Annotated in this window: 15 protein-coding genes; 4 read left to right on the top strand and 11 right to left on the bottom strand. The window is 49.9% G+C overall.

Annotated features, from left to right (window positions below):
• Positions 1 to 26 precede the first annotated feature (26 nt).
• From F4Y39_18490 to uvrA, 5 genes are all read right to left on the bottom strand, one after another.
• Positions 27 to 620: an HD domain-containing protein gene (locus F4Y39_18490; GenBank protein MYC15718.1), complete on the bottom strand. Its 594-nt coding sequence runs from the start codon at positions 618 to 620 to the stop codon at positions 27 to 29.
• Complete coding sequence (locus tag F4Y39_18485; protein ID MYC15717.1) at positions 617 to 1,666, bottom strand: aldose 1-epimerase; 1,050 nt, start codon at positions 1,664 to 1,666, stop codon at positions 617 to 619. Before F4Y39_18485 ends, F4Y39_18490 begins: the two co-directional genes overlap by 4 nt.
• A complete protein-coding gene (locus tag F4Y39_18480) occupies positions 1,623 to 2,402 on the bottom strand; it encodes a glucose 1-dehydrogenase (GenBank protein ID MYC15716.1) in 780 nt (259 codons plus the stop codon). The genes F4Y39_18485 and F4Y39_18480 overlap by 44 nt, the downstream gene beginning before the upstream one ends.
• 92 nt (positions 2,403 to 2,494) lie before the next feature.
• Positions 2,495 to 3,700, bottom strand: a complete 1,206-nt coding sequence (locus F4Y39_18475) for a glycoside hydrolase family 5 protein (protein MYC15715.1) — start codon at positions 3,698 to 3,700, stop codon at positions 2,495 to 2,497.
• On the bottom strand, positions 3,684 to 9,332 hold the full coding sequence (uvrA, locus tag F4Y39_18470; protein MYC15714.1) for an excinuclease ABC subunit UvrA: 5,649 nt from the start codon (positions 9,330 to 9,332) through the stop codon (positions 3,684 to 3,686). The genes F4Y39_18475 and uvrA overlap by 17 nt, the downstream gene beginning before the upstream one ends.
• Before the next feature lie 92 nt (positions 9,333 to 9,424).
• On the opposite strand from uvrA, the gene F4Y39_18465 reads away from it, so the two are divergent.
• From F4Y39_18465 to F4Y39_18450, 4 genes are read left to right on the top strand one after another with little or no spacing between them, the layout of a single operon-like run.
• Positions 9,425 to 10,246: a response regulator gene (locus tag F4Y39_18465; GenBank protein ID MYC15713.1), complete on the top strand. Its 822-nt coding sequence runs from the start codon at positions 9,425 to 9,427 to the stop codon at positions 10,244 to 10,246.
• 13 nt (positions 10,247 to 10,259) lie between these two features.
• Positions 10,260 to 11,282: a Gfo/Idh/MocA family oxidoreductase gene (locus F4Y39_18460; GenBank protein MYC15712.1), complete on the top strand. Its 1,023-nt coding sequence runs from the start codon at positions 10,260 to 10,262 to the stop codon at positions 11,280 to 11,282.
• Positions 11,283 to 11,317: 35 nt separating this feature from the next.
• Complete coding sequence (locus F4Y39_18455) at positions 11,318 to 13,861, top strand: glycosyltransferase family 1 protein (protein MYC15711.1); 2,544 nt, start codon at positions 11,318 to 11,320, stop codon at positions 13,859 to 13,861.
• Between the two features lie 4 nt (positions 13,862 to 13,865).
• A complete protein-coding gene (locus F4Y39_18450; GenBank protein ID MYC15710.1) occupies positions 13,866 to 15,599 on the top strand; it encodes a bifunctional (p)ppGpp synthetase/guanosine-3',5'-bis(diphosphate) 3'-pyrophosphohydrolase in 1,734 nt (577 codons plus the stop codon).
• A gap of 80 nt (positions 15,600 to 15,679) precedes the next feature.
• Here F4Y39_18450 and F4Y39_18445 read toward each other — a convergent pair whose 3' ends face one another.
• The 6 genes from F4Y39_18445 to F4Y39_18420 form a co-directional block, all read right to left on the bottom strand.
• Positions 15,680 to 16,279 carry a hypothetical protein gene (locus F4Y39_18445; GenBank protein ID MYC15709.1) on the bottom strand — a complete coding sequence of 200 codons (600 nt, stop codon included), beginning with the start codon at positions 16,277 to 16,279 and terminating at the stop codon, positions 15,680 to 15,682.
• Positions 16,280 to 16,405: 126 nt separating this feature from the next.
• A complete protein-coding gene (locus F4Y39_18440; GenBank protein ID MYC15708.1) occupies positions 16,406 to 17,869 on the bottom strand; it encodes an insulinase family protein in 1,464 nt (487 codons plus the stop codon).
• A complete protein-coding gene (locus F4Y39_18435) occupies positions 17,862 to 19,328 on the bottom strand; it encodes an insulinase family protein (GenBank protein MYC15707.1) in 1,467 nt (488 codons plus the stop codon). Before F4Y39_18435 ends, F4Y39_18440 begins: the two co-directional genes overlap by 8 nt.
• A 273-nt stretch (positions 19,329 to 19,601) precedes the next feature.
• Positions 19,602 to 20,174 (bottom strand): hypothetical protein, encoded by a 573-nt coding sequence (locus F4Y39_18430; protein MYC15706.1) that lies wholly within the window; start codon positions 20,172 to 20,174, stop codon positions 19,602 to 19,604.
• Positions 20,175 to 20,395: 221 nt separating this feature from the next.
• A complete protein-coding gene (locus F4Y39_18425) occupies positions 20,396 to 21,721 on the bottom strand; it encodes an insulinase family protein (GenBank protein MYC15705.1) in 1,326 nt (441 codons plus the stop codon).
• Positions 21,699 to 22,661 (bottom strand): insulinase family protein, encoded by a 963-nt coding sequence (locus F4Y39_18420; GenBank protein MYC15704.1) that lies wholly within the window; start codon positions 22,659 to 22,661, stop codon positions 21,699 to 21,701. The genes F4Y39_18425 and F4Y39_18420 overlap by 23 nt, the downstream gene beginning before the upstream one ends.

Here is a 22,661-nt window from a genome sequence, read left to right as displayed (position 1 = left end):
TGTACTTCCCTCCAGGCATTCGCTCTCTATTTCCCAGGATCAATATATCCTTCATCAACCATTTCATCAACCAATTCTTGTACGCGGTTCCATAGAATGGGCGCGCCGATTGAGATGTGGCTGTTGCTTTGTAAGACGCGGTCGGCAGTGATCCCGTGTTCTTTCCAGGCGCGTCCCTGAGTATTGCAATTATGCAGAAAGGGTTGGAAGCGGTCCAGCGCGCCCGCGAATTTTGCTTCGGGCGTTTCTTTTGCTTCAAATTCTTCCCACAATGCGCGTATTTCGCGGCCCTGTTCTGCAGGCAAGAGCGCAAAGATGCGGTCGGCGGCTTTTGCCTCGCGCTCGGCTTTGTTGGCGTTGCCCGCTTCGTCGTAGAGAAAGGTGTCGCCCGCGTCGATTTCCACGAGGTCGTGTACCAGTGCCATTTTGATTACTTTCAGGATATCTACTGGCTCGGGCGCGTATTCCGCGAGGATGAGTGCAAACATGGCAAAATGCCACGAGTGTTCGGCGTCGTTTTCTTTGCGGGTCTCGTCGAGCAAATAGGTTTGCCGAATGATTTGCTTGAGTTTATCGATTTCGAGGAGAAATGCGATTTGTTGTTGTAATCGGTCGGTCATGCTTCTCCCACAATTTTCATTATTCCAGTCAGTTTTTCGCCGGGTTGGAGGCGTATCAGGCCCGCGTCAATGCCCTGGTTTTGCAGATTGAAGGCGTTGGTGACACAGGTATAGGGTTCAAAGCAGATAATGGGACGGGTGTCGGGGGCGTAGAGTACGAGTTCTCGGAATGCATCATTGGCTTCCATTGCGATGGTTATGCCTTCGGTTGGGTCGATATACTCACATCTGCTCCATCCATCGGCTATAGATACGCCGGACCAGACGTTGTCGTAATACCGATCTTTTAAGGGCGTGTTTTCGCGTACGTCAAATACCGTGCCGTCAACGGGTAGTATTTCTCCTGTGGGTATCGGGTCGTCGCGCAAGGGCCAGTAGGTCGATGCGGGCATGCGTACGGTACACAGGTCCCGGTTGCCGTTTTCTGTGAGGGGTAGGGGGAAATAGGGGTGGATGCCCAGGCCGACGGGCATGTCGCTATTGCCCACGTTGGTGCCTTCAAATTCGAGAGATAGCACGCCGTCTTTTAGACGATATGTTACCTGCGCTTCAAAGGGGAAGGGATAGTGTGCGCCGATTTCGGGGAAGTCCGTTGATGTGAAGACGCTTGTTATCCAGGCGCTTTCTGTGGTGCCGGTTTCGACTATGCGCCAGGGGCGTTCGTGGACGTAGCCGTGAGAGGCGTGTTCGCCCGGGGCAGGGGTTTCGAGCTGGTATTCTGCGCCGTCAAATGTGAATTTGCCGCTGTCTATGCGGTTGGGCCAGGGGTATAATATGGGGGTGCCGTATCCGCTGGCGCGGCCTTTCAGGGTGTCAGGGTCAGGTGGGGAGTAAATGAGTTCTAATAGTCCATCATTTTTTGGGATTTTGTACGAGATGCAATTGTTGCCCACCGATGGTAGGACCCGGGCTTCACAATTGGCTTCGAGATCGCGCAATACGTAGAGCGCGTGTCCGTGAAAGTCCTCTTGTTGTACGCCATATTGTGCCATTGTTCCCCCTTTACTGCGGCAAGGGCCAGGCTTCGCCGGCCATGAAGCCACCATCTACGTAGATGGATTGTCCGGTGACGTAATCCGATGCGGGCGCGGCGAGGAATACGGCGGTGCCGACGAGGTCTTCGGGTGTTGCCAGGCGTTTTATGGGCAGACGGGATTCGGCCCATTCGCGCATTGTATCATCTTCCCAGAGTCGCTCGGTCAATGGCGTGACCACAAAGCCCGGGCATATTGTGTTTACCTGGATGTTGTGCTTGCCGAGTTCTAATGTCTGGGCTTTGGCGAGTTGCCCGACTGCGCCTTTGGTGGCGGTATAGACAGAAATTTGCGATAAGGACCAGTCGGTTGTCAATGAGCCGATGTGGATGATTTTGCCCCGTTTGCGCGAGATCATGTGTTTGACTACGGTCTGTGTTAAGAAGTAGAGGCCTTTCAAGTTGACGGCCATGATTTCGTCGTAGTGTTCTTCTGTTACGTCTTCAAATGGCTCGCGTATGTTCATTCCCGCGTTGTTGACGAGAATATCGATTTGTCCATACGTTTCGAGTGCTGTATCGACGCCGCCGCGCACGGAGTTCAGGTCTTTCATGTCCATTTCATAAGCGATTGCGTCGCCTCCCGCTTGTCGAATTGCGGCTACGACTTCGTCTAATTGAGATCGCGTGCGCGCAGCACATACAATTTTCGCGCCCTGTGCAGCCAATCCCTCTGCAATACCACGTCCAATCCCGCGCCCCGCTCCAGTTACTATGGCGACGCGACCTTCAAGTGAAAACAATGACATTAATGCCTCCTGAGAATACAAATTAAAATACCGTATGTGAGCCTGTAACAGATACCATATCTTCAGGCGTTCCGCAAGCAATTAAATCGCTATCATTTTCTTTCAAACTGCCGCTGCAGTATTTCCCACAAGGGATTCGGTCCTCTCGGTTTGAGAGGTTCGGGGTCTTTGCCCTGTTCAATAGCCTGCCAGTAACGCCATCCCATTTTTTGTCCTGGCGCGATTTCATAATCGAGTCCCGTCCATGTGCCAGTACCTCGATATGCGTAAAAAGCCCAGTGCCAGTCGCGCTGGTTATAGATTTCGATGAGGTCGGCCATATATGCTGCCGCGCCTTCAAGGCGCCGGTCGTACCAAAATTCCGAGGCGATGATTCGGTGTGCCGGTATGTTGTATTGTTCGGAGAATTGTTGAACCGCGTGCATTTCGCGTGCAAGGCGGTCAATGGTCCAGGATTCTGTTGGTCCGTTCCACGATTTGGGCACGCGGTCTGGATAGGCGTATCTGCCTTGATTGACGCGATAGGTTACCATTTGCCAGGGTCCGGGGTTGTGGAAGGCGTATAAGACCTTGTCATCGTCAACGGGGCGATTGTATTCGAATGCCCTGGGAGATGCATAGAACCAGCCGTCGAGGATGATGGGGGTGTCTGGATCTACAGAGCGGATTGCTTTGACCATTTCCCGGTTGAATTGGTTGAGGTCGGCTGGCGTGTTCTGGATGCGTTTGAACCACTGGGCGAATTTTTCGTCCGGCGCGTCAAAGCCGAATGCCTTGTCCGGGTGTGGTTCGTTGAGGGGATTGTAGGCTACGATGGCGGGGTGTGTTTTCAGGCGTGCGGCGAGTTGGCGCCAGAATTCAAAGGCTTGTAGGTGATATTTTTTATCTTTCCAGAGTCGCGCATCGTCCTGGTCATTGTTCAGTTGTTTCCAGCGGGCGCCGGGTAGGCTGACCATTGTAAGGACGACTTTGATACGGTTGCGTTCGGCTTCGTCGAGCGCTTTGATCAGTAGGGATAGATCGGTTTCGTTGATTGTTTCAAAGTTGTCCGCATTGCCTATCAGGAAGTCCCTGCCCTCGGCAGGCAAGGCGTCGGGTAAGATGCGCACATAGTCCAATCCCAATTCTCCTGCCGCAACGTACCATTCGGGACGGTGTTGTGCATTTTGTTGATTGGCGCCTTTGCGTTGTGTGTTCCAAAAGTCGATTTTGGTGGGGTCGGCTATGGCACTGCTCGCAGAGAGGAATGCGACTGTGCATATCAATATGCGAAATGTCATTTCATGCCTCCAATACATCTTTCAAAAATCGTCCGGTGTGCGAGGCGGTGACAGATACCACCTCTTCGGGTGTGCCGCAAGCGATTAAATCGCCGCCGTCTTCTCCGCCTTCTGGGCCCAGGTCGATGACCCAATCGGCGGTTTTGATTACGTCCAGGTTGTGCTCGATTACAATTGCGGTGTTGCCCGCGTTGACGAGTCGGTTGAGTACGTCGAGCAGTTTCTGGATATCTGCAAAGTGCAGTCCCGTTGTGGGTTCGTCGAGGATATATACGGTTTTTCCGGTGCTCGGTCGCGCCAATTCGCGCGCCAATTTTACGCGCTGGGCTTCGCCGCCTGAGAGTGTGGTCGATGCCTGTCCCATTTTGATATAGCCCAGGCCCACGTCAAATAGCGTTTGGAGCGAACGCTGGATGCCGGGTATGTGGGTAAAATGCGATAGGGCTTCGGCTACTGTCATTTTTAGCACATCGGCGATTGACGCACCCTTATAGGTTATGTCGATTACGTCGCGGTTGTAGCGCTTTCCGCCACAGGTTTCACAGGTGACCCACACGTCGGGCAAGAAGTGCATTTCTATACGGCGCGCACCCAAACCCGCACAGGCGTCGCACCGCCCGCGTTTGTGATTGAAGCTGAAATGCCCGGTTTTAAACCCGCGTACCTGGGCGTCTGGCAAGCTGGCGTACAGGGTGCGTATTTTGTCGAATACTTTGACATAGGTCGCGGGATTGCTGCGCGGCGAATAGCCAATGGGTGTCTGGTCGATGTTGATCACTTTGTCGATGCGTTCCAATCCCAGGACATCGTCGTGTTCTCCCCAGGCTTTTTGTGCGCGGTTTACACGGGCGGCGAGTGCGCCGAAGAGTACGTCGTTGACGAGCGAACTTTTGCCCGATCCCGATACGCCGGTCACGCAGGTCAAGGTGCCCAGCGGAAATGAGACATCGACGTTTTTTAAGTTGTTGTGCCGTGCGCCTACCACGCAAAGCGATCCCCGTTCGGGGTTTCGCCGCTCATCGGGGACCTCGATCTGCAAGTCGCCTGCGAGATAATGCGCGGTTATTGAGCCGTTGTCGGTTTTCAATTTGCGCGGATTGCCCGCAGCTACGATGCGTCCGCCTTCAACACCTGCGCCGGGCCCAAAGTCCAGAATGTGATCTGCTCGGTTCAGGGTCTCGCGGTCGTGTTCGACAATGAGGAGCGAGTTGCCCAGGTCGCGCAGTTGTGCCAGTGCAGCCAATAACTGGTGGTTGTCGCGCTGGTGCAGGCCAATTGTCGGTTCGTCGAGTACGTAGAGTACTCCGGTTAGACCGGATCCGATCTGACTGGCCAGGCGGATGCGCTGGGCTTCGCCACCCGATAGCGTGGGTGCTCGCCGTCCCAGGTTCAAATATCCCAGGCCCACTTCGTCGAGAAACCGCAGGCGGCTCTGGATTTCGTGCAATACCTCTGCAGCGGCTTCGCGCGCTTGTCCTTCCAATATCATTGTGTCGAAATAGGTGCGTACTTCGCGGATGGGCATTGCCACCAGTTGGGGCATTGTTTTGCCGAAGAGTTTTATGGCAGTACTTTCTGGCTTCAGGCGGGTTCCCTTGCAGGACGGACACGGCACGTCCTGGATAAAGTCACCCATTAGCCGCCGAAACCGCGGTGCTTGTCGCACGAGGGTCTCAATTGTCGGAAACAGGCCCTTGAATTGGAATGAGAGATTTTTAGAGGTTTTTAGCCATTGTGTGCCCAAACCGTATAAGATGGCGTGTTGTCCTTCTGCTGATATCCGCGCAAAAGGGGTGTGCAGGTCAAAGCCCGCGGCTTTGCCGACCGCAGATAGCATGTCGCCTATTTGTGTGTGCGGTTCTACCTTTCCCCAGGCGAGTACTGCGCCTTCGGATAGTGATTTGTGAATGTCGGGGATCAGGGTGTGGATGCCCATGCCGCGCTGCGTTCCCAGTCCTTCGCACGATAAGCACCAGCCTTCAGAGCTGTTGAATGATAGATGCTGAGGGGTTATTGTTTCAAAACTGCGTCCGCAGGATGGGCAGGAGAGGTGCTGGCTAAATCGCGTTTCTTCGCTGTCATCGGGCGATGCGACGATCAAAGTGCCTTCTGAAATATCCAGCGCGATTTCGATGGAGTCCGCGATGCGTTTGCGGTTCTTTTTTTCTGCGGTTACGCGATCTATCAGGATTTCGAGCCTGTGCGTCTGTCTGTAATCGATCTCGGGCGGGTTTGACAGGTTGAAAACTGCGCCATTGAGTCTGCCGCGCAAATAGCCTTTGCGGCGAAAGCGGTTGATCAAGCTGGTATAATCCTCGCCCTTGCCGAGTTCTATGGGTGCGAGCAGGTAGAGGCGGCGTTTCATTTTCAGTACGCGCGTTACAATTTCCCGAACAGACTGGCTGCCCGCCAATACATCGCAATCTGGACAATAGGTATCGCCCAATAATGCGTAGAGTGCCCGCAGATAGTCGTAAACCTCTGTTATTGTGCCTACGGTTGAGCGTGGGTTTTTGCTCGCGGCTTTTTGTTCAATGGCAATCGCGGGCGATAAGCCTACCACGCGATCGACCTTTGGTTTGGGCATCTGTCCCAGAAATTGCCGCGCATAAGCGGATAGGGATTCGACATATCGCCGCTGTCCTTCGGCGTAAATTGTGTCGAGTGTTAGGGAAGATTTTCCCGAACCGGATACGCCGGAGATCACGGTCATTTTTTCGCGGGGAATGGATACATCCACATTTTGCAAGTTGTTCTCTCTCGCCCCCACAACGTCAATGGTCCGCACCTGGCCATTGGCGATTCGCTTACCGTTTTTCTCAGGTGCAGGTGGTGTGCGCGATAGCACTTCGCCAAGCGCGCGTCCCGTGTGAGAGTTGGGAGATTGCGTCAGGTGTTCGGGTGTGCCTTCTGCTATAATTTGCCCTCCGTCTTCGCCACCTTCTGGTCCCAGGTCGATGACCCAATCCGCGGTTTTGATCACGTCCAGATTGTGTTCGATAACCACCACTGTATTGCCCATATCCACGAGCCGATGCAATACATTTAAAAGATTCTGGATATCGGCAAAATGCAGGCCCGTCGTGGGCTCGTCCAGGATGTACAGGGTTTTGCCCGTGCTTCTGCGGCACAGTTCTTTTGACAGCTTGACCCGTTGTGCTTCGCCGCCGGAGAGCGTTGGCGCGGGCTGGCCCAATTTGACGTAGCCCATTCCCACATCGACCAGGGTTTGGAGGATGCGGTGAATGCCGGGGATTGCCTGAAAAAACAGATGCGCTTCTTCGACTTCCATTGCCAGCACATCGGCAATGGATTTGCCCTTGTACTTCACGTCCAGGGTTTCGCGATTAAAACGCCGCCCCTCACATACGGGACATGTTACCCACACATCGGCGAGGAAGTCCATTTCGACGAGGTTTGCGCCATTGCCCTTACACGCTTCGCATCGCCCGCCCTTTACGTTGAAACTGAAGCGTCCGGGTTTATAGCCCCGTACTTTTGACTCGGGCAGTTCGGCAAATAATTTTCGAATGGGATCAAATACACCCGTGTATGTCGCCGCGTTGCTGCGCGGCGTGCGCCCGATGGGTTGCTGGTTGATTTCGATGACTTTGTCCAGGAGGTCTATGCCTTCGATGCAGCGGTGTGCGCCTGTTTCCGTTTCTGCGCGGTTTAATTCTCGCGCGAGGGCGGGATAGAGGATGTCGGCGATTAGCGATGATTTTCCCGATCCGGACACGCCCGTGACACAGATAAATACGCCGACGGGAATTTTTGCGTCGATATTTTTGAGGTTATTTTGAGATGCGCCCCGAATCCATAAGTTGCGATGTGACACGAGCCGCCTTTTGGGCACGGCAATTTTTTCTTTTCCCGAGAGATAGGCTCCTGTCACCGAGCGGGTTCTTCTCGCTACCTGTTTCCACGATCCTTCGGCGACTATTCGACCACCGAGGTGTCCTGGCCCCGGACCAAAATCCACCACCCGGTCCGCACGACGCATGGTGTCTTCGTCGTGTTCGACGACGATTACGGTATTGCCCACGTCCCGCAGGCGGCACAGGGCGTTGAGTAACCGCCGATTGTCGCGGTGGTGCAGGCCTATTGACGGTTCGTCCAGCACATAAGTTACGCCTACCAATCCGGATCCAATCTGGCTGGCGAGACGAATGCGTTGCGCCTCGCCGCCCGATAGCGTGGGTGCCGTGCGGTTGAGTGTGAGATAGTCGAGGCCCACGTCTAAGAGAAATTTCAATCGCCCGCGAATTTCTTTCAGGGCGTCTTCGGCAATTCGCGCCTGGATCTCGGTCAATTTGAGGTTCTGAAAAAAGGCGTGTGCGCGATCGACGGTCATTGCGGTGACATCGGGCAGCGTGTGTCCTTCGATTTTGACGGAGAGGGCTTCGGGTTTCAAGCGGGTGCCCTCGCAGGCGGGACATATACCCACGCGCATGAATGGTGCGAGACGTTTGCGTACCACGGTGCTCTGCCCTTCGGCAAATTGCCGCTCCATTGGGGGCAGGATGCCTTCAAACCCATCGCGATGGCGTTTTATGCTGCCGTTGCTGCGGCGCCATTCAAAGGTCATTTTGCCGTCTATGCCGTATAATAATGCTTGTTGGCCTTCTGGTGAGATGCGTCTCCATGGCGTTTGCAAATCTGCGCCATGGCACTTCAAAACGCCCGCGTAATAGTGAGATTTCCACCGATTTTTGGGTACGCCCAGTGGCGCGATTGCGCCTTCCTGTACGGACAATTTGGGATTGGGGACGACTTTTGCCAGGTCCATTGCATAGCGCGTGCCCAATCCGCGGCAGCCGGGGCACATGCCCTGCGGGCTGTTGAATGAGAATAGTTGCGGTACAGGTTCCTGCGCGCTGCGTCCACAGGTGGGACAGGAAAAGTGCGTGCTCAGCAGCAGATCATCCTCGCCTTCTGCGCTGACGATTATCGCCCCTTTGCCCATTATGAGGCCGGCATCGACGGCTTCGCCAATGCGTCCTCGCATTGTTTTTTTTGCGATAACCCGATCGATCACGACTTCGATATCGTGTCTTTTGTAGCGCTCCAATTTCGGGGTCTGGGTCAATGTTGTGATCTGTCCATCCACGCGTGCGCGGATATATCCCTCTTTTTGCAAATTTTCAAACAGGTCGTGATACTCTCCTTTTCGCCCCTGTACGAGAGAAGAGAGTATGTGAATGCGCGTGCCTTCACCCAGCGCCATAATTCGATCCACAATGCCGTCGCGCGTTTGCGCCCCAATTGGCGTATTGTCATGTGCGCAATGGGGGGTGCCTATTCGCGCAAATAACACGCGCAAATAGTCGTAGATTTCGGTTATTGTGCCCACGGTTGAGCGGGGGTTGCGTCCTGCGGTTTTTTGTTCGATGGAAATCGTTGGCGATAATCCCGTGATTTGATCGACTTCGGGTTTTTCCATTTGTCCCAAAAATTGACGCGCATACGCCGATAGGGATTCCACATAACGCCGCTGGCCTTCGGCATAGATGGTATCAAAAGCCATTGACGACTTGCCCGAACCGGATACGCCGGTAAAACATATTAGCGCGTGTCGGGGCAATGTCAGGTCTATATTTTGCAAGTTGTGTACTCGCGCACCTTTTACGACGATGCTTTTTGTTTCCATAAGACTCCCAATTTTTAATTTTTAATTTGTTCGCATTGCAATATACTATACACACGTTCACCAATCAAGAGAGAACTCACCGGGTGATTGCAATGAGGGAAAATCCTTGTCATTGGGCTTCTTTCGCTTTATACTTTCGAGTGCCAATATTTGCCCTACTACGCACGGGGGACAGTATGACAAAAATTTTGACTATTGACAGTGAAGAAGCCGCTGTAAACCGGATTGTCAAAATTCTCGAATCCAATGATTATCAGGCACAGAGCGCGACAACGTGGTCCGAAGCGGTTGATGCGATCGCGCACGGACAACCCGATCTGGTGTTGCTCAATCTCGAGATGCCGATTGTTCACGGCGATGTGTTGATCGAATTTATTCGCGAAGAAGGCTTTGAAATGCCGGTGATTGTGGTGTCGTTTCCCGTTGAGGAAGCAGAAACCACAGCACTCCTGGAACAGGGTGTTTACAGCATTGTTGAAAAACCATTTGAAGACAAGACGCTTATCGAAAAAATAGAGCATGTGCTCGACATAGCCAAATTAGAGGAAGATATCGAAGCGGATACACCAGCAGACGCCGAAGAGACCAAATTAGAGGAAGATATCGAAGCGGATACACCAGCAGACGCCGAAGAGACCGAGGAGGGAGAGAAAGTATCGGAGGAAAGTACTGAAGAAGCAGAAGACGAGGAAGTACAATCGGAAGCGTCCTCTGATGATGAAGATAAATCAGAACCTTTCCTCAAGCAACCGCGCGATCTGAGAACTTCGTCGCCCACTAAGATGAGCAAGCGCAAAAAGACGATCATGTTCACCGTAATTGGGATCTATATTCTTATCGGAGGCTTTATTGTTGCTATGTATTTTACAGACGCAGTCCCGGCATTTGTAGATCAGATACTCAGCAACTGGTAGAAAGGAGTTTTCAATGGGCTTAAATGTCGCCGTGGTCGGTTTGGGGGGTATTGGCAACCGACACGCCACTATTTATAATGGTCACGACCAATGCAATCTGGTTGCTGTTTGCGATATAGACCAAAAACGCGCAGACGCCGCTGCGTCGCAATACGGTGCCAGGGCATTTTACACTGTGCGAGATATGCTGGACGCAGGCCTGGATATCACTGTGGCAAGTGTTGCGACTGCCGGTCATGAAAATGGTGCCGATCACTACAAACCCACGATGGAACTCCTGGAAGCAGGTGTCCATGTACTCGGCGAAAAACCCATTTCTAACAATATCGACGAAGCAAAAGAGATGGTCGCCAAAGCGAGAGAGAAAAATCTGCGCTATGGCATTGACCTCAACCACCGGTTTACGCCTGCTGCTGCACGCGCCAAAGAATGGGTTGATCAGGGTCGCCTGGGCGAGATCAATATCATCAATATGACCATGTGGATCAATAACCCCCGAGAAACGTCGCCTTGGTTCCACATTCGCGCCCTGCATCCGCACTCTATTGACGTTATGCGCTACTTTTGTGGCGATATTGAAAAGGTGAGTGCCTTTTTTAAGCGCGGCGTAGATAACGATGGCAATCGCCGCGTGTGCTGGTCGAATATGCAACTCAATATGCGCTTTACAGACGGTACGGTGGGCAATCTCACCGGAAGTTATGACGCCACGGGGCCGGGTGGTTCTTATGGTCTTGAACGTCTCGAGGTGGTGGGGTCAGACGCCCGCTTTGTGCTCGAAGAAGCCTGTGAACGCCTGCATTTTCACCCCCGCCGCTCAATGGAACTCGAACGCTATGACTATATCGGCGGTATGATGGGGTTCAACGAGACATTTCAAAGCCGCATTGGGCGGTGGATAGAGCAAAATCTCGAAAACGCATCTCCCGAAGATATCGAGGGTTCGGGTGAAGAAGCACTCAAAGCACAGATGGTTATTGAAGCTGCGATAAGATCGTGGGAGACGGATGCGGTCGTTGCTGTTAAAGATGTGTGAAATTCAGGAGACAGATAATAGGAGATAAAAACCCTGTGAAACCAATTTCTACTTTTGTGGTCAAACCTTCGCTTCCCAAAGCGCTTCAGGGCCTCGAAGCACTGGCTTATAATCTGCGCTGGGCCTGGGATCCCGATACGATGGATCTCTTTCGACGCATTGATCCCATTCTCTGGGAAACAGTTTATCACAATCCAGTGCGCCTGCTCAATGACATCAGCCAGGAACGCCTGAATCAACTCTCTGAAAATCCGGGATTCATGGCGCATTTTAAGCGGGTGTCTGAGTCTTTCCGCGCGTTTATGGATGGGGAGACCTATTTTCACTCTGCCCATGGCAAAACAACGTCCGATATTCAAATCGCCTATTTCTCTGCGGAGTTTGGTCTCACCGAGGGTCTGCCGATCTATTCGGGTGGTCTGGGTGTGTTGGCCGGGGATCACCTCAAGTCTGCGAGTACACTGGGGTTGCCTTTTGCTGCGGTAGGTCTGCTGTATCAACACGGCTATTTCAATCAGTATCTCACAAATGACGGTTGGCAGCAAGAAGAATATACCGAAAATGACTATTACGCGCTGCCCGTCCAGATTGTTCGCGATGAACACGGGCGAGATATTACCATTACTCTCGCGTTTCCCGAGGCAGAAGCGCGGGTGCGAATATGGAAAGTGCAGGTTGGGCGCATTCCCCTGTACTTGCTCGATACCAATTTGATGGAAAATCCGCCGTCTATCCGCGAAATTACGGCGCAACTTTACGGTGGGGATAGCGAAACGCGCATTCGGCAGGAAATTCTGCTGGGTATTGGCGGCGTGCGCGCGCTCAACGCATTGGGCATACAGCCCACCGTATGCCACATGAATGAAGGGCATTCGGCTTTTCTGGGGCTGGAGCGCATCCGGCAGGCGATGCACGACGATGGTGCTACATTTGATCAGGCCGCAGAGTACACATCAGCAGGTCACGTTTTTACGACCCATACCCCCGTTCCAGCCGGGCACGATGTTTTTCCCGTTTCTCTGATCGAAAAATACTTCAGGTCCTATGCGCATGAACTCGGTCTTTCCATGTCCGCGTTTCTCGCTTTGGGACAGGGCGGTCCCCAAAGAGCTGGCGATGGTTTTAACATGACTGTGCTCGCGTTCAGGCTGTCGTCCTATCGCAATGGCGTCAGCAAACTCCACGGCGAGGTCTCGCGCAATATGTGGCAATCGCTGTGGCCCGGGTTGCCGAAGAATGAAATCCCCATTGCGTCTATTACCAATGGCGTTCACATTGCTTCCCATATTTCGCAACAAATGCGCGCCCTTGAAGACAATTACATGGGGCCTCGGCGCCTGGAGGAACCTCACGATCAGAGTGTGTGGGAGACGATAGACCACATCCCGCCCGAAGAACTCTGGCGCGTCCACGAGCGCAGGAGAGAACGCCTCGTTGCATTTGCCCGGCAACGTCTCAGAAAGCAGTTGCAGCGAGAAACTGCGTCGTCAATCGATATGGCGCGTGCCGACGAAGTCCTGACTGCCGATGCGCTTACGATTGGTTTTGCCAGGCGTTTTGCAACGTATAAACGCGCGACGCTCTTGTTTCACGATCTCGAAAGGCTCACGCGCATCCTGTGCAATGAGGAACGTCCCGTTCAGGTTATTTTTGCGGGCAAAGCGCACCCTCAAGACCACGCGGGGAAGGAATTTATCCAGGAAATTTTCAGTCTCACGCAGCGCGAGTATCTCCATCGCCGTCTGGTTTTTATCGAAAATTACGATATGTGTGTGGCGCGTTATCTCGTGCAAGGGGTCGATATCTGGCTGAATACGCCGATGAGACCCCAGGAAGCGAGCGGTACCAGTGGCATGAAAGCCGTTGCCAATGGCGCGCTAAATCTCAGTGTGCTCGATGGTTGGTGGGCAGAAGCCTATCAACCGGAATTGGGCTGGGAGATCGGACACGGCAAAGAATACGACGATCCGGCGTATCAAAACCAGATTGAAGCGCGGGCAATTTACAATATTCTCGAGAAAGAAGCTGTGCCGCTTTTTTACACTCGCGGTGTGGATGGGTTGCCCAGAGGATGGATCGCCCGGATGAAAAACGCCATGCGCGTGTTGTGCCCAAAGTTCAATACCCATCGCATGGTGCAGGAATACACCGAGCGGTTCTACTTGAAGGCGCATGCGCGATCGAGAGATCTTTCGGATGACAATGGCGCGAGAGCCAGAGCGCTGGCTGAATGGAAAGATAGAGTTCGCCATGGGTGGAAGGATGTGGCGATCCGTTCTGTAACGTCGAGCCAGATGCAAACATCGCATGTGGGCGATAAGATCGAAATTCGCGCAGATGTCGCGCTGGGCGACTTGACCGTAGAGGATGTAGCTGTCGAGATTTTTCACGGGCAGGTCGGCACAGAGGGGCAAATTGTTCAAGGTGAGTCGCTGCCGATGGTGCTTGTGGATCCCCATACTTTTGTGGGGCACCTGCCTTTGCAAAAAAGCGGCCGATGGGGCTATACGGTTCGCATCCGCCCGCACCACGAGGACCTCAACTCGATATGTGATACCGGGTTAATTACCTGGGCGTGATACTATGACCAATCTCTCCCCAAAATCCCTCGCAGATGATCCCTCCTTTGATGCGTTTCTCCAGCATGCTCTTCAAAGTCGTTCCGATCACAATGTGGAACTCTTGACCCGCGCCTTTCATTTTGCCAAAAAGGCACATCAGGATCATTTTCGCAAGTCGGGCCAGCCGTATATTGTTCACGCGCTTGAGGTTGGGCGCATTCTTATCGATCTCAATCAGGATACTGCAACTCTGGTGGCTGGTGTTTTGCACGATACCATAGCGCACGGCACAGCAACCCACGCACAAATCTCGCGTCATTTTGGTTCTCATATTGCCGATCTGGTTGACGGTGTGACCCGGATCAAAGATCTGACCTTCCAATCGCAAGAGGCCGAACAAGCTGAGAATTTCCGCAAGATGTTTCTTTCTTTGATCAATGACTTGCGCGTTGTTCTCATTAAGTTTTGCGAGCGTCTGCACAATATGCGTACGCTGGATCCCCTGCCTCCTGAAACGCGCGAGCGCATGGCGCGCGAGAGTCTGGATATTTACGCGCCTCTGGCGCACCGTCTGGGGATTGCGCGCATTCGTTGGGAGCTTGAAGACCTGGCTCTCAAGTGGCTCGAACCCGAAGCCTATCGCGCGATTAGCAAAAAGATCCGTCTTAAGAGACGAGAACGCGAGGCCTATATCGAAGAGATGCGCGTACCGCTGCAAAAAATACTCAAGGAAGCAAATATTCGAGGGGAGATTGCGGGACGTCCCAAGAATTTCTTCAGTATTCACCAGAAGATGCAGACGCGGAGCAAAGCTTTTGAAGATATCTACGATTTGTTAGCTATTCGCATACTGGTCGATACGGTCCAGGAATGTTATCACGTTCTGGGTATGATTCACTCGCTCTATACACCGGTTATGCCCCGGTTTAAGGATTTTATCGCAACGCCCAAGAGCAATATGTATCAATCTTTGCACACGACGGTGATAGGCCCGCGCGGGTTGATGATCGAGGTGCAGATACGCACCCACGAGATGCACCAAACAGCAGAAGAGGGTATTGCAGCACACTGGTTGTATAAAGAGGGGTCTCCAGAAAGGTCGGAACTCGATCAGCACATAGATGGGCTTCGCAATATGCTCGAGTGGCAAGGGGAGACATCAGATCCTCAAGAAATTATCGAAGAACTCAAGGTCGATCTTTTTTCAAATGAGATTTATGTTTTTACGCCCCAGGGCGATTTGATACAACTTCCCGATGAGGCTACACCCGTCGATTTTGCCTTTGCAGTGCATACCGAAATTGGCAACCGCTGCGTGGGCGCCCGCATTGACAGCCAGATGGTGTCACTTTCTACGCCGCTTGAAACAGGGCAGACGGTTGAGATTATTACGTCGCCGCACCAGCGTCCACACCGCGATTGGCTCGGTTTTGTCAAGAGTGCCAAAGCGCGAAGTTGTATTCGACGGGTTCTGCGCGAATGGGAAACCGATCAGACAGAGACTTTTACTGCTACCATCCAGGTCACGGGTAGGGATCGCACCAATTTGTTATCCAATATGACGCAGGTTATGTCTAATCTCGGTGTTCCCATTGTGGGTGCCAGTATCGAGACCCATCGCGAGGAATTTAACAACCAATTCCAGGTGGAGATCAAAGACGCCGATCACCTCGAAGAACTTCTGCAAAATCTCCGCAGGATTCCCAATGTCATGTCTGCTTATCGCTTTGAAGCCCCTCCGGAGGGTTCGTCTTGAGTAGTGGAATGGATGAAACCAAAAAAGCCGACGTCTGCACGTCGGCTTTTTTAGTTTGGACTTGCTTTGTATAAGGTCGTTTATCCAACTTCAAATACACCCCATCTTGAGTCGGGGGATTTCTTGACTACCCCCTTGTCCGAAAGCAGGACATGAAATCTGTATCGGCTGCCATTGACGGGCATCTGAGCATAGATCGAATAGCAACGCCTGCAAGCCGTTATCTTGAGCTCTGTGTCGCAGGGGACACAGTCCCAAATCCCCATAGGCTTTCTTTGACATCGCAGGCACTCGATTTGTTCGATCAGGTTTTTGTTCCGTTCCTGGAATTTCTCCAAATCGTCAGACGACATGGGGCCTATGTACGATACACCATAAGAGTTGCATACCTTGCAGAACGACATTTCGTCACCGTCCATTGATCTCTTTTCACCCGAAAAGTCATCGTACACCAGCAGACAATGCCCACACGCGAAGATGCCCTCCACGTCTGGCTCGCGATCCTCAAAACGCTTGAAGTATTCCAGAATATCGGATTTGTCATCATTGGGCAATTTCTCGAATGGCTGCATTTTGGTTCCACACTCGTGGCAGCAACAGCCAAAGAAATTCTTTGCCCATCGGCCACCGATCACCAGAAATACGATAATGAGAATGGTCAAAATAATAAACGCTTCCACAGTTGGTTCCTCATGTTAGTGATTGCTACTTCCTCTGTCCTATGGGGTTTTTTTTTATCCATCCCTATCCATCTGCGTCTATCTGCGTTCATCCCTGCTTACACCCGCAGGGACATGCCTGCGGATCTACTCAATCAATTCTTTGGTATTGTGAACGCGAATATCAACTTGGGGCCAGTGTCTATTCAGAATGTCTATGATGTGATCCTTAGGCCCGACAAAGATCATGATCATATTTTCTGGTACAAAGAATTTTTCGAGAAAGGCACGTACCTCAGCATCGGTAACCGACTTAGAACCACCTTTGCGGATTGGCGGATTATAGATGGCTCTATATACATCACTGTATAGTCTTCGCTGTGGTGTCAGTCGTTCATGGACATGGGCATAGGCGACATTGCGATTTTCACGCAACTCTTTTATTTCCTCCCAAAAGCGGGGGTCGTCGGAAAGTCCTCGGATGAGGTCGGACATTTTTGCGATCAGTTCTTCGCTGTTCTGTAGCCGAGGATCGGCGTAAATTTCAAGGAATCTGACATCTCCTGATGATTCATAAGAGCAACCAATGCTATAGACCAATCCCAACTCTTTTCTGAAATATTTATAGAGCAAACCCCGAGCGCCGTATCGCCCAAGCGCTCTGGATATCATTGATGGAAGATAATCTTCTTCGCCTATCATCCCACAGGGGATTAGCCAACGACAAAAAACACTCTTTAGGCGTGAATAATTCTCAAATACAAAAGCCGAAGGTCCAGAATAATGATCGGTGATTGGCTGTGCCAGTGAATGCACAAAACCGTCTGCCTGTCGTCGTATTGGACGAAACAATTTGGCTATCTCGGTGGAATCTCGGTCTGAGAGTATTTTAAATGGTGGAGATCTCAGTGAATCTACAAAACCGTCTGTCTGTCGTCTCAGGCGATCTTTCGACTCGTCTGTTATTGGACGAAGCAGTTTGGCTATCTCAGTGGAATCTCGGTCTGAGAGTGCCTTAAAAAACACCACTTCTGTTTTCAGAAGCCGAACATAATATCGCCTGATATCCTTTACAGAAAATTTCTTCAGCGTTTTTAAGGATCTGAGTTTTTTTATATCTCTTGTTTTTGCAAGTGCAAAATTTCTCATAAAATCAGTAGTATTTCTATCCATGTCATTCCGATAATTAGTCATCTCTTGTTTTTTCACATCTTCCAGATCAGACTCGAAAAACGCGAAATTATATATGACATCGCGGACTATTTCTATGGACTCAGCACAATTCTCAGACAGGGTAGAAACGGATACGGTCAGGGATGTTGTATTGGCAAAGACGTATAATTCGGTGCCTAATACCGCCAATTGATCTATGCGCCCTTGCTTTTTTGCAGCTTCCCAAATCAACTTTGAGACTGTTCTTGCAAGCCCAATCTGAGCAGGGGATTCCTGGTTACTTCCCGCACCGAGAAAGATAATATCAATTCTGGTCAATGGGGCGCGTTTGTCCTGGCGATAAAAAATTTGGTGGTTGGAAATCTCTGCATAAGCGGGCAGGATACTATAAGAAAAATATAGTACAAAGCCTAAAAATACTCTTAGGAGTCTATTCATTTGAGTACAGCCTTTCAGGAGAACTTAATCTTCTTATGGCCCATACCACCAGCGATACAAAACCTGCCAATATCCAGAAGATAAACGCATAGTATAACAGGGTTCGCAAAGGTGTTTTTTCTTTCGGTGGTAATGTTAAGGAAAGAGTTATGGAATTGTCATCTCTCAAGTATTGATCTATCAGGCGCGGGATGTCGTCTCTGTGGGCAGATTTGAGATCTTTTATCATTTTTGGATATAGTAAGGGATCGTTGGTATGAGCGAATGCTCGCCCGAACTCATTGGCCATACCTGAGCGGTTGTAAAATGCGGAATACATTGACTTTAATTGCAGATTTTGGGCCGCAGTAAATTCGTCCTCAGAGACACCGCGCGCGCTGATTTCCTCCAATTCTGTTTGGATAGCGGTCTCAATGGCATCTATGGAAGTGTCGGTCGGCAGATCTGCCCAGCAACTCAGCAAACTAAATCCTTTATAGTGGTTAAATGACACTCTGAAAATCCGGGCGAGCTTAGAATCAATCACAGAAGATCGTGGGGAATCTGAGGCCTTGGTCAAAATGCGGGCAAGAATGAGCAAGGTCGCATAGTCGCGATGGCCTAAATGGGGGGTTTGCCAACTTTTCCAGAATTTGGCAATACGGAGGCTTTTTGAAGTGTCTTTTACTTTTTTTCCGAATATTTCAGGGTTGGGAAATTGCGGAGAAGGTGATTCGCTCGATGATTCGTCTGGTATTTGTTCATTGCCATAAGCTTCGTCCAGTTTGGTCAGGACATGATCCATATCCACATCGCCGACCACCACAACCAATCTCTTTTGGCGGCGCAGGAAATTATCATGGTACGCTTTCAAATCATCAGGTTCGAGTTGTTTAATAAAGTCCTCAGTCCCAACACCACTAAAATTCTTTTTTTTATAGACCAGGCCCCAAAAGCGATTGGAAAATTTTTTGTTTGAGTTTGCTGAATTACGACTTTTTTCCGTTAGTACAATTTTCTTTTCGTTTTCAACGACCTCTTCATTGACCAACGTGCCGTAATATCTATCGCGATCTATTTCAACTGCAAGGTCAAATTTGTCCTTCGGAAATCGCATTCTTAAGTACATATGATGGATAGTTGTAGCGGCATAATTTTGCCCCCCGTTATCGACAATAATTTCGTTGAGTTTTCCCGGCCCATGGCTTCCAGTTCCTGCCATGATGTGCTCTAAGAAGTGTATCCGCCCTTGTTGACCTTCTACCTCATCTGCTGAACCAGTACTGTAGTAGGTATGGTATTCAAATGTCGGGATTGTTTTATCTACAACGATAACGGCGTCGAGGTTGGAATTGATGGTGTAGTGTTGCGCGACGAGTTCTTCAGATAATGCTTCCGCTCCAACAAGCTGATAAGAATGGCAAGTGCCCGTCGGTAAGACGCATACAAGGAATGAGATGATCGCGCAGGTTTTTATCATGTTTGATACTCGGCAAAGTTGGAAGGAGTTGTCTCGTACATCCTCTAATACTGCACAGTATAAAATCTGAGAGTTCTTCCAGCAAGTCTGAAAGAATCTCCTCTGAATTTCACATAAAATACAAACGTATGTATAAATGATTAAAAATAAATACTTTATGGTAATTTATTTCAATATGCTTTCCCTGAAGGCCAAATGCTTAAAATCGCGTCACGCATCTGATCGCCTATCTGCCTGGATCTCTTGCACACAACGCGCTTTGCAGATGATCTTTTACTCAGCTTCAAATACACGCCACTTTGAGTCGGATGACTTCTTGATCACTGTCTTGTCCGAAAGCAGAACCTGGAATCTGTATTGACTGCCATCAACAGGCATCTGTGCATGGACTGAATAGCAACGTCGGCAAGCCTTTATCTTGATCTCTGTGTCACAGGGGATACAGTCCATGTGTCCTGAAGGGTTTCTTTTGCATCGCAGGCACTCGATTTGTTTGATCAGGTTTTTGTTCCGTTCCTGGTATTTCACCAACTCGCCAGGCGCTACCATGGCACCTATATACTCCAGACCTGCAGAGTCGCATACCTTGCAGTGCCATCTTGAAAAATCGCCGGACACGAGCCGACAATTACCACATACGGAAATGTACTCCACATCTGGCTCGCGATTCTCGAAACGTCTGAAATACGCGAGAATATCGGCCTTATCATCATCGGACAATTTCTCAAAGGGCTGTAGTTTGGATCCACACTCGTAGCAGGAGTAGCCAAAGAAACGCTTTGCCAAGAGTCCGCCAATTCCCAGGACTACGATAATGAGAATGGTCATAATAATAAATGCTTCCACAGTTGGTTCCTCCTGCCAGTGGTTATTGCTATGTCCTTTGCCCTACGGATTCTCATCCTGAATCCGTGCTTGCCTCTCCGTTCCTCTGCATCCACTTATCGCCTACCTCTGATCTATGTGCAGATGCTACGCCCTGTGCCCTGGGTTTTTATCCTGATCATCCTTGTCTCCTGCCCATCACTGGATAGAACCACTCCAGCGCAGGCTCTGATTCTGACGGTTTATTCAATCAATTCTTTGACGCTGTGAACGCGAATATCAACTTCAGGCCAGTGTTTATTCAGAATGTCGATAATATGATCCTTCGGGCCGAGAAAAAGCATGATCATATTCTTTGGTACGAAGAATTTTTCGAGAAAGGCTCGCACCTCAGCATCGGTGACTGCATCATAACCGCCTTTGCGATATGGCGCGTTGTAAATAGCTATATTTATCTCACGGTCCAGACTTCGTTGAGGTGTCAAGTTATGGACATAAGAAACTTTGAGAATCTTACGGCGTTCTTTGAGTGCCTCCCAAAAGCGAGGATTATCGGACAGTCCTCGGATGAAGTCGGACATTTTTACGATCAATTCTTTGCTGTTCTGGAGCCGAGGATCAGCATAAATATTAAGATATCTGATGCCTTCTGAAGATAGCATCGCACAAGAAGGGCCATAAACCAACCCCAATTCTTCTCTAAAATACTCGGAAATTAGCCCTCGTGCATCGCCTGTAAGCGTATTGGATATGAGATTGGGAATATAATTTTCTTCCCCTACATTGCCACAGAAGATCATCCAATGACAGAACACACTCTTTAAATGTGAATAATCCGTATAAACAAAAGCCTTAAGGCCTATATTAGAATCGATTGTTGGGAATTTCAGTGAATGTGCAAACCCGCCTATCTCTCGCTCTTTTGTAATCGGATGAAGCAACTTCGCAACCTCAGTAGAATCGCGGTTTGAGATTATCTTAAAAAACACCACATCTGCTTTCAGCAGTTGATCATAATATTGTCTAACATCCTCAAGCGAGAGATCCTTCAGCGTTTTTAAGGACTTGAATTTCTTCATTCCTGTTATTTGTGAAATCGCAGAGTCTCTCATAAACTTATAAGTATTAATCCGCAGGCCACTTTGGTAATCAGCCGCTTCTTGTTTTTTTGCATATTGCAAGTCGGAATCAGAAAATTCAAGGTTATGCAGGAAATCGCAGACTATTTTTATTGACTCGCTGCAGTTCTCAGATAGGGCAGAAATGGATATTGCCTGGTATAGAGGGTGAGTAATCATATCCAGATTGGCTCCTAATGCTGATAATTGATCCATGTACCCCTGCTTTTTGGCAGCTTCCCAAATCAATGTTGAGACTGTGTTTGCAAGTCCAATCTGAGAAGGCTGTTCCTGGTTTCTCCCGGCCCCGAGAAAGACAATTTCAATACTGGTCAGTGGCGCGCGTTTGTCCTGACGATAAAAAATATGATGATTGGGAATTTCGGCAGAAGCGGAAAGGACGCCAAATAGGTGACACAGAGCAAAACTAAGTATCACTTTCAGAAACATATTCATTGGCCTTTCGGGAGAACTTTCTGTGTAATTTTTTGCCACCCCATACCAACAGCGTTAGAAAACCTGCGAATATCAATATCATAATTCCATAATGTAAGGGCGTTCGCAGTATTAAGTTTTTATTTAATGATGATTTTTCTTGCGTAGGCAATGTTAAGGAAAGGGTTATCGAATTGTCATCCGTTAAGTATTGGTCTATGATGCGTGGGATGTCTTCTCTGTGAATGGATTTAATATTTTTTAGTAATTTGGGATATAGGAGGGGATCGTTGGCATGGGCGAATGCTCGTCCAAATGAATCAGCCATGCTTGAGCGATCATAAAATTCGGAATACATGCTATGCAAAAGTTCGTTACGGGATGCATCAAGTTCATCTTCAGAAATTGATTTTAGCTTCTCTAACTCAACACGGATAATGGCCTGGATAGCATCTGAGGATGTATCATGCCACAGATCTGCCAAACAACTTATTAAACCAAACCCTTTATAGTGGCTAAGTCCCAAAATGAAAATTCTCGCAAGTTCAGAATCAACTATATAAGACGTCAATGAATTTGCAGTTTTGTTCAGAATGGTAGTCAGAATGAGCAATCCCGCATAGTCGCGATGGCCTAAACTGGGTGTGTACCAACTCTTCCTGAACTTGGAAATACTGAGATTCTTTGAAGTAATTTTGAACTGTCTGCCCAATATTTCAGGGTTGGGAAATTGAGAAGCCTGAAATTTGCCCGACAATTCACCCGGTATTTGTTCATTGCCATAAGCCTCGTCGAGTTTGGTGAGAACATGATCAATATCCACATCGCCAATGACAACGACCAATCTCTTTTGGTGGCGCAGGAAATTCTCATAGTACGCTTTCAAACCAACGGGTTCGAGTTGTTTAATAAAATCCTCAGTACCAAGGGTATTAAAATTCTTCTTTTTATAGAT

The organism is Gemmatimonadota bacterium (assembly GCA_009838845.1).
GTDB lineage: Bacteria > Latescibacterota > UBA2968 > UBA2968 > UBA2968 > VXRD01.
This window is presented reverse-complemented; position numbering and strand designations above follow the sequence as displayed.

Excerpts from the sequence above, each read along its gene's own strand:
- F4Y39_18480 (MYC15716.1), bottom strand. The coding sequence starts at position 2,402 with ATGTCATTGTTTTCACTTGAAGGTCGCGTCGCCATAGTAACTGGAGCG.
- F4Y39_18440 (MYC15708.1), bottom strand. The coding sequence starts at position 17,869 with ATGAATAGACTCCTAAGAGTATTTTTAGGCTTTGTACTATATTTTTCT.
- F4Y39_18475 (MYC15715.1), bottom strand. The coding sequence starts at position 3,700 with ATGTATTGGAGGCATGAAATGACATTTCGCATATTGATATGCACAGTC.
- F4Y39_18460 (MYC15712.1), top strand. The coding sequence starts at position 10,260 with ATGGGCTTAAATGTCGCCGTGGTCGGTTTGGGGGGTATTGGCAACCGA.
- F4Y39_18450 (MYC15710.1), top strand. The coding sequence starts at position 13,866 with ATGACCAATCTCTCCCCAAAATCCCTCGCAGATGATCCCTCCTTTGAT.
- F4Y39_18425 (MYC15705.1), bottom strand. The coding sequence starts at position 21,721 with ATGTTTCTGAAAGTGATACTTAGTTTTGCTCTGTGTCACCTATTTGGC.
- F4Y39_18490 (MYC15718.1), bottom strand. The coding sequence starts at position 620 with ATGACCGACCGATTACAACAACAAATCGCATTTCTCCTCGAAATCGAT.
- uvrA (MYC15714.1), bottom strand. The coding sequence starts at position 9,332 with ATGGAAACAAAAAGCATCGTCGTAAAAGGTGCGCGAGTACACAACTTG.
- F4Y39_18435 (MYC15707.1), bottom strand. The coding sequence starts at position 19,328 with ATGATAAAAACCTGCGCGATCATCTCATTCCTTGTATGCGTCTTACCG.
- F4Y39_18485 (MYC15717.1), bottom strand. The coding sequence starts at position 1,666 with ATGGTGGCTTCATGGCCGGCGAAGCCTGGCCCTTGCCGCAGTAAAGGG.
- F4Y39_18465 (MYC15713.1), top strand. The coding sequence starts at position 9,425 with ATGAGGGAAAATCCTTGTCATTGGGCTTCTTTCGCTTTATACTTTCGA.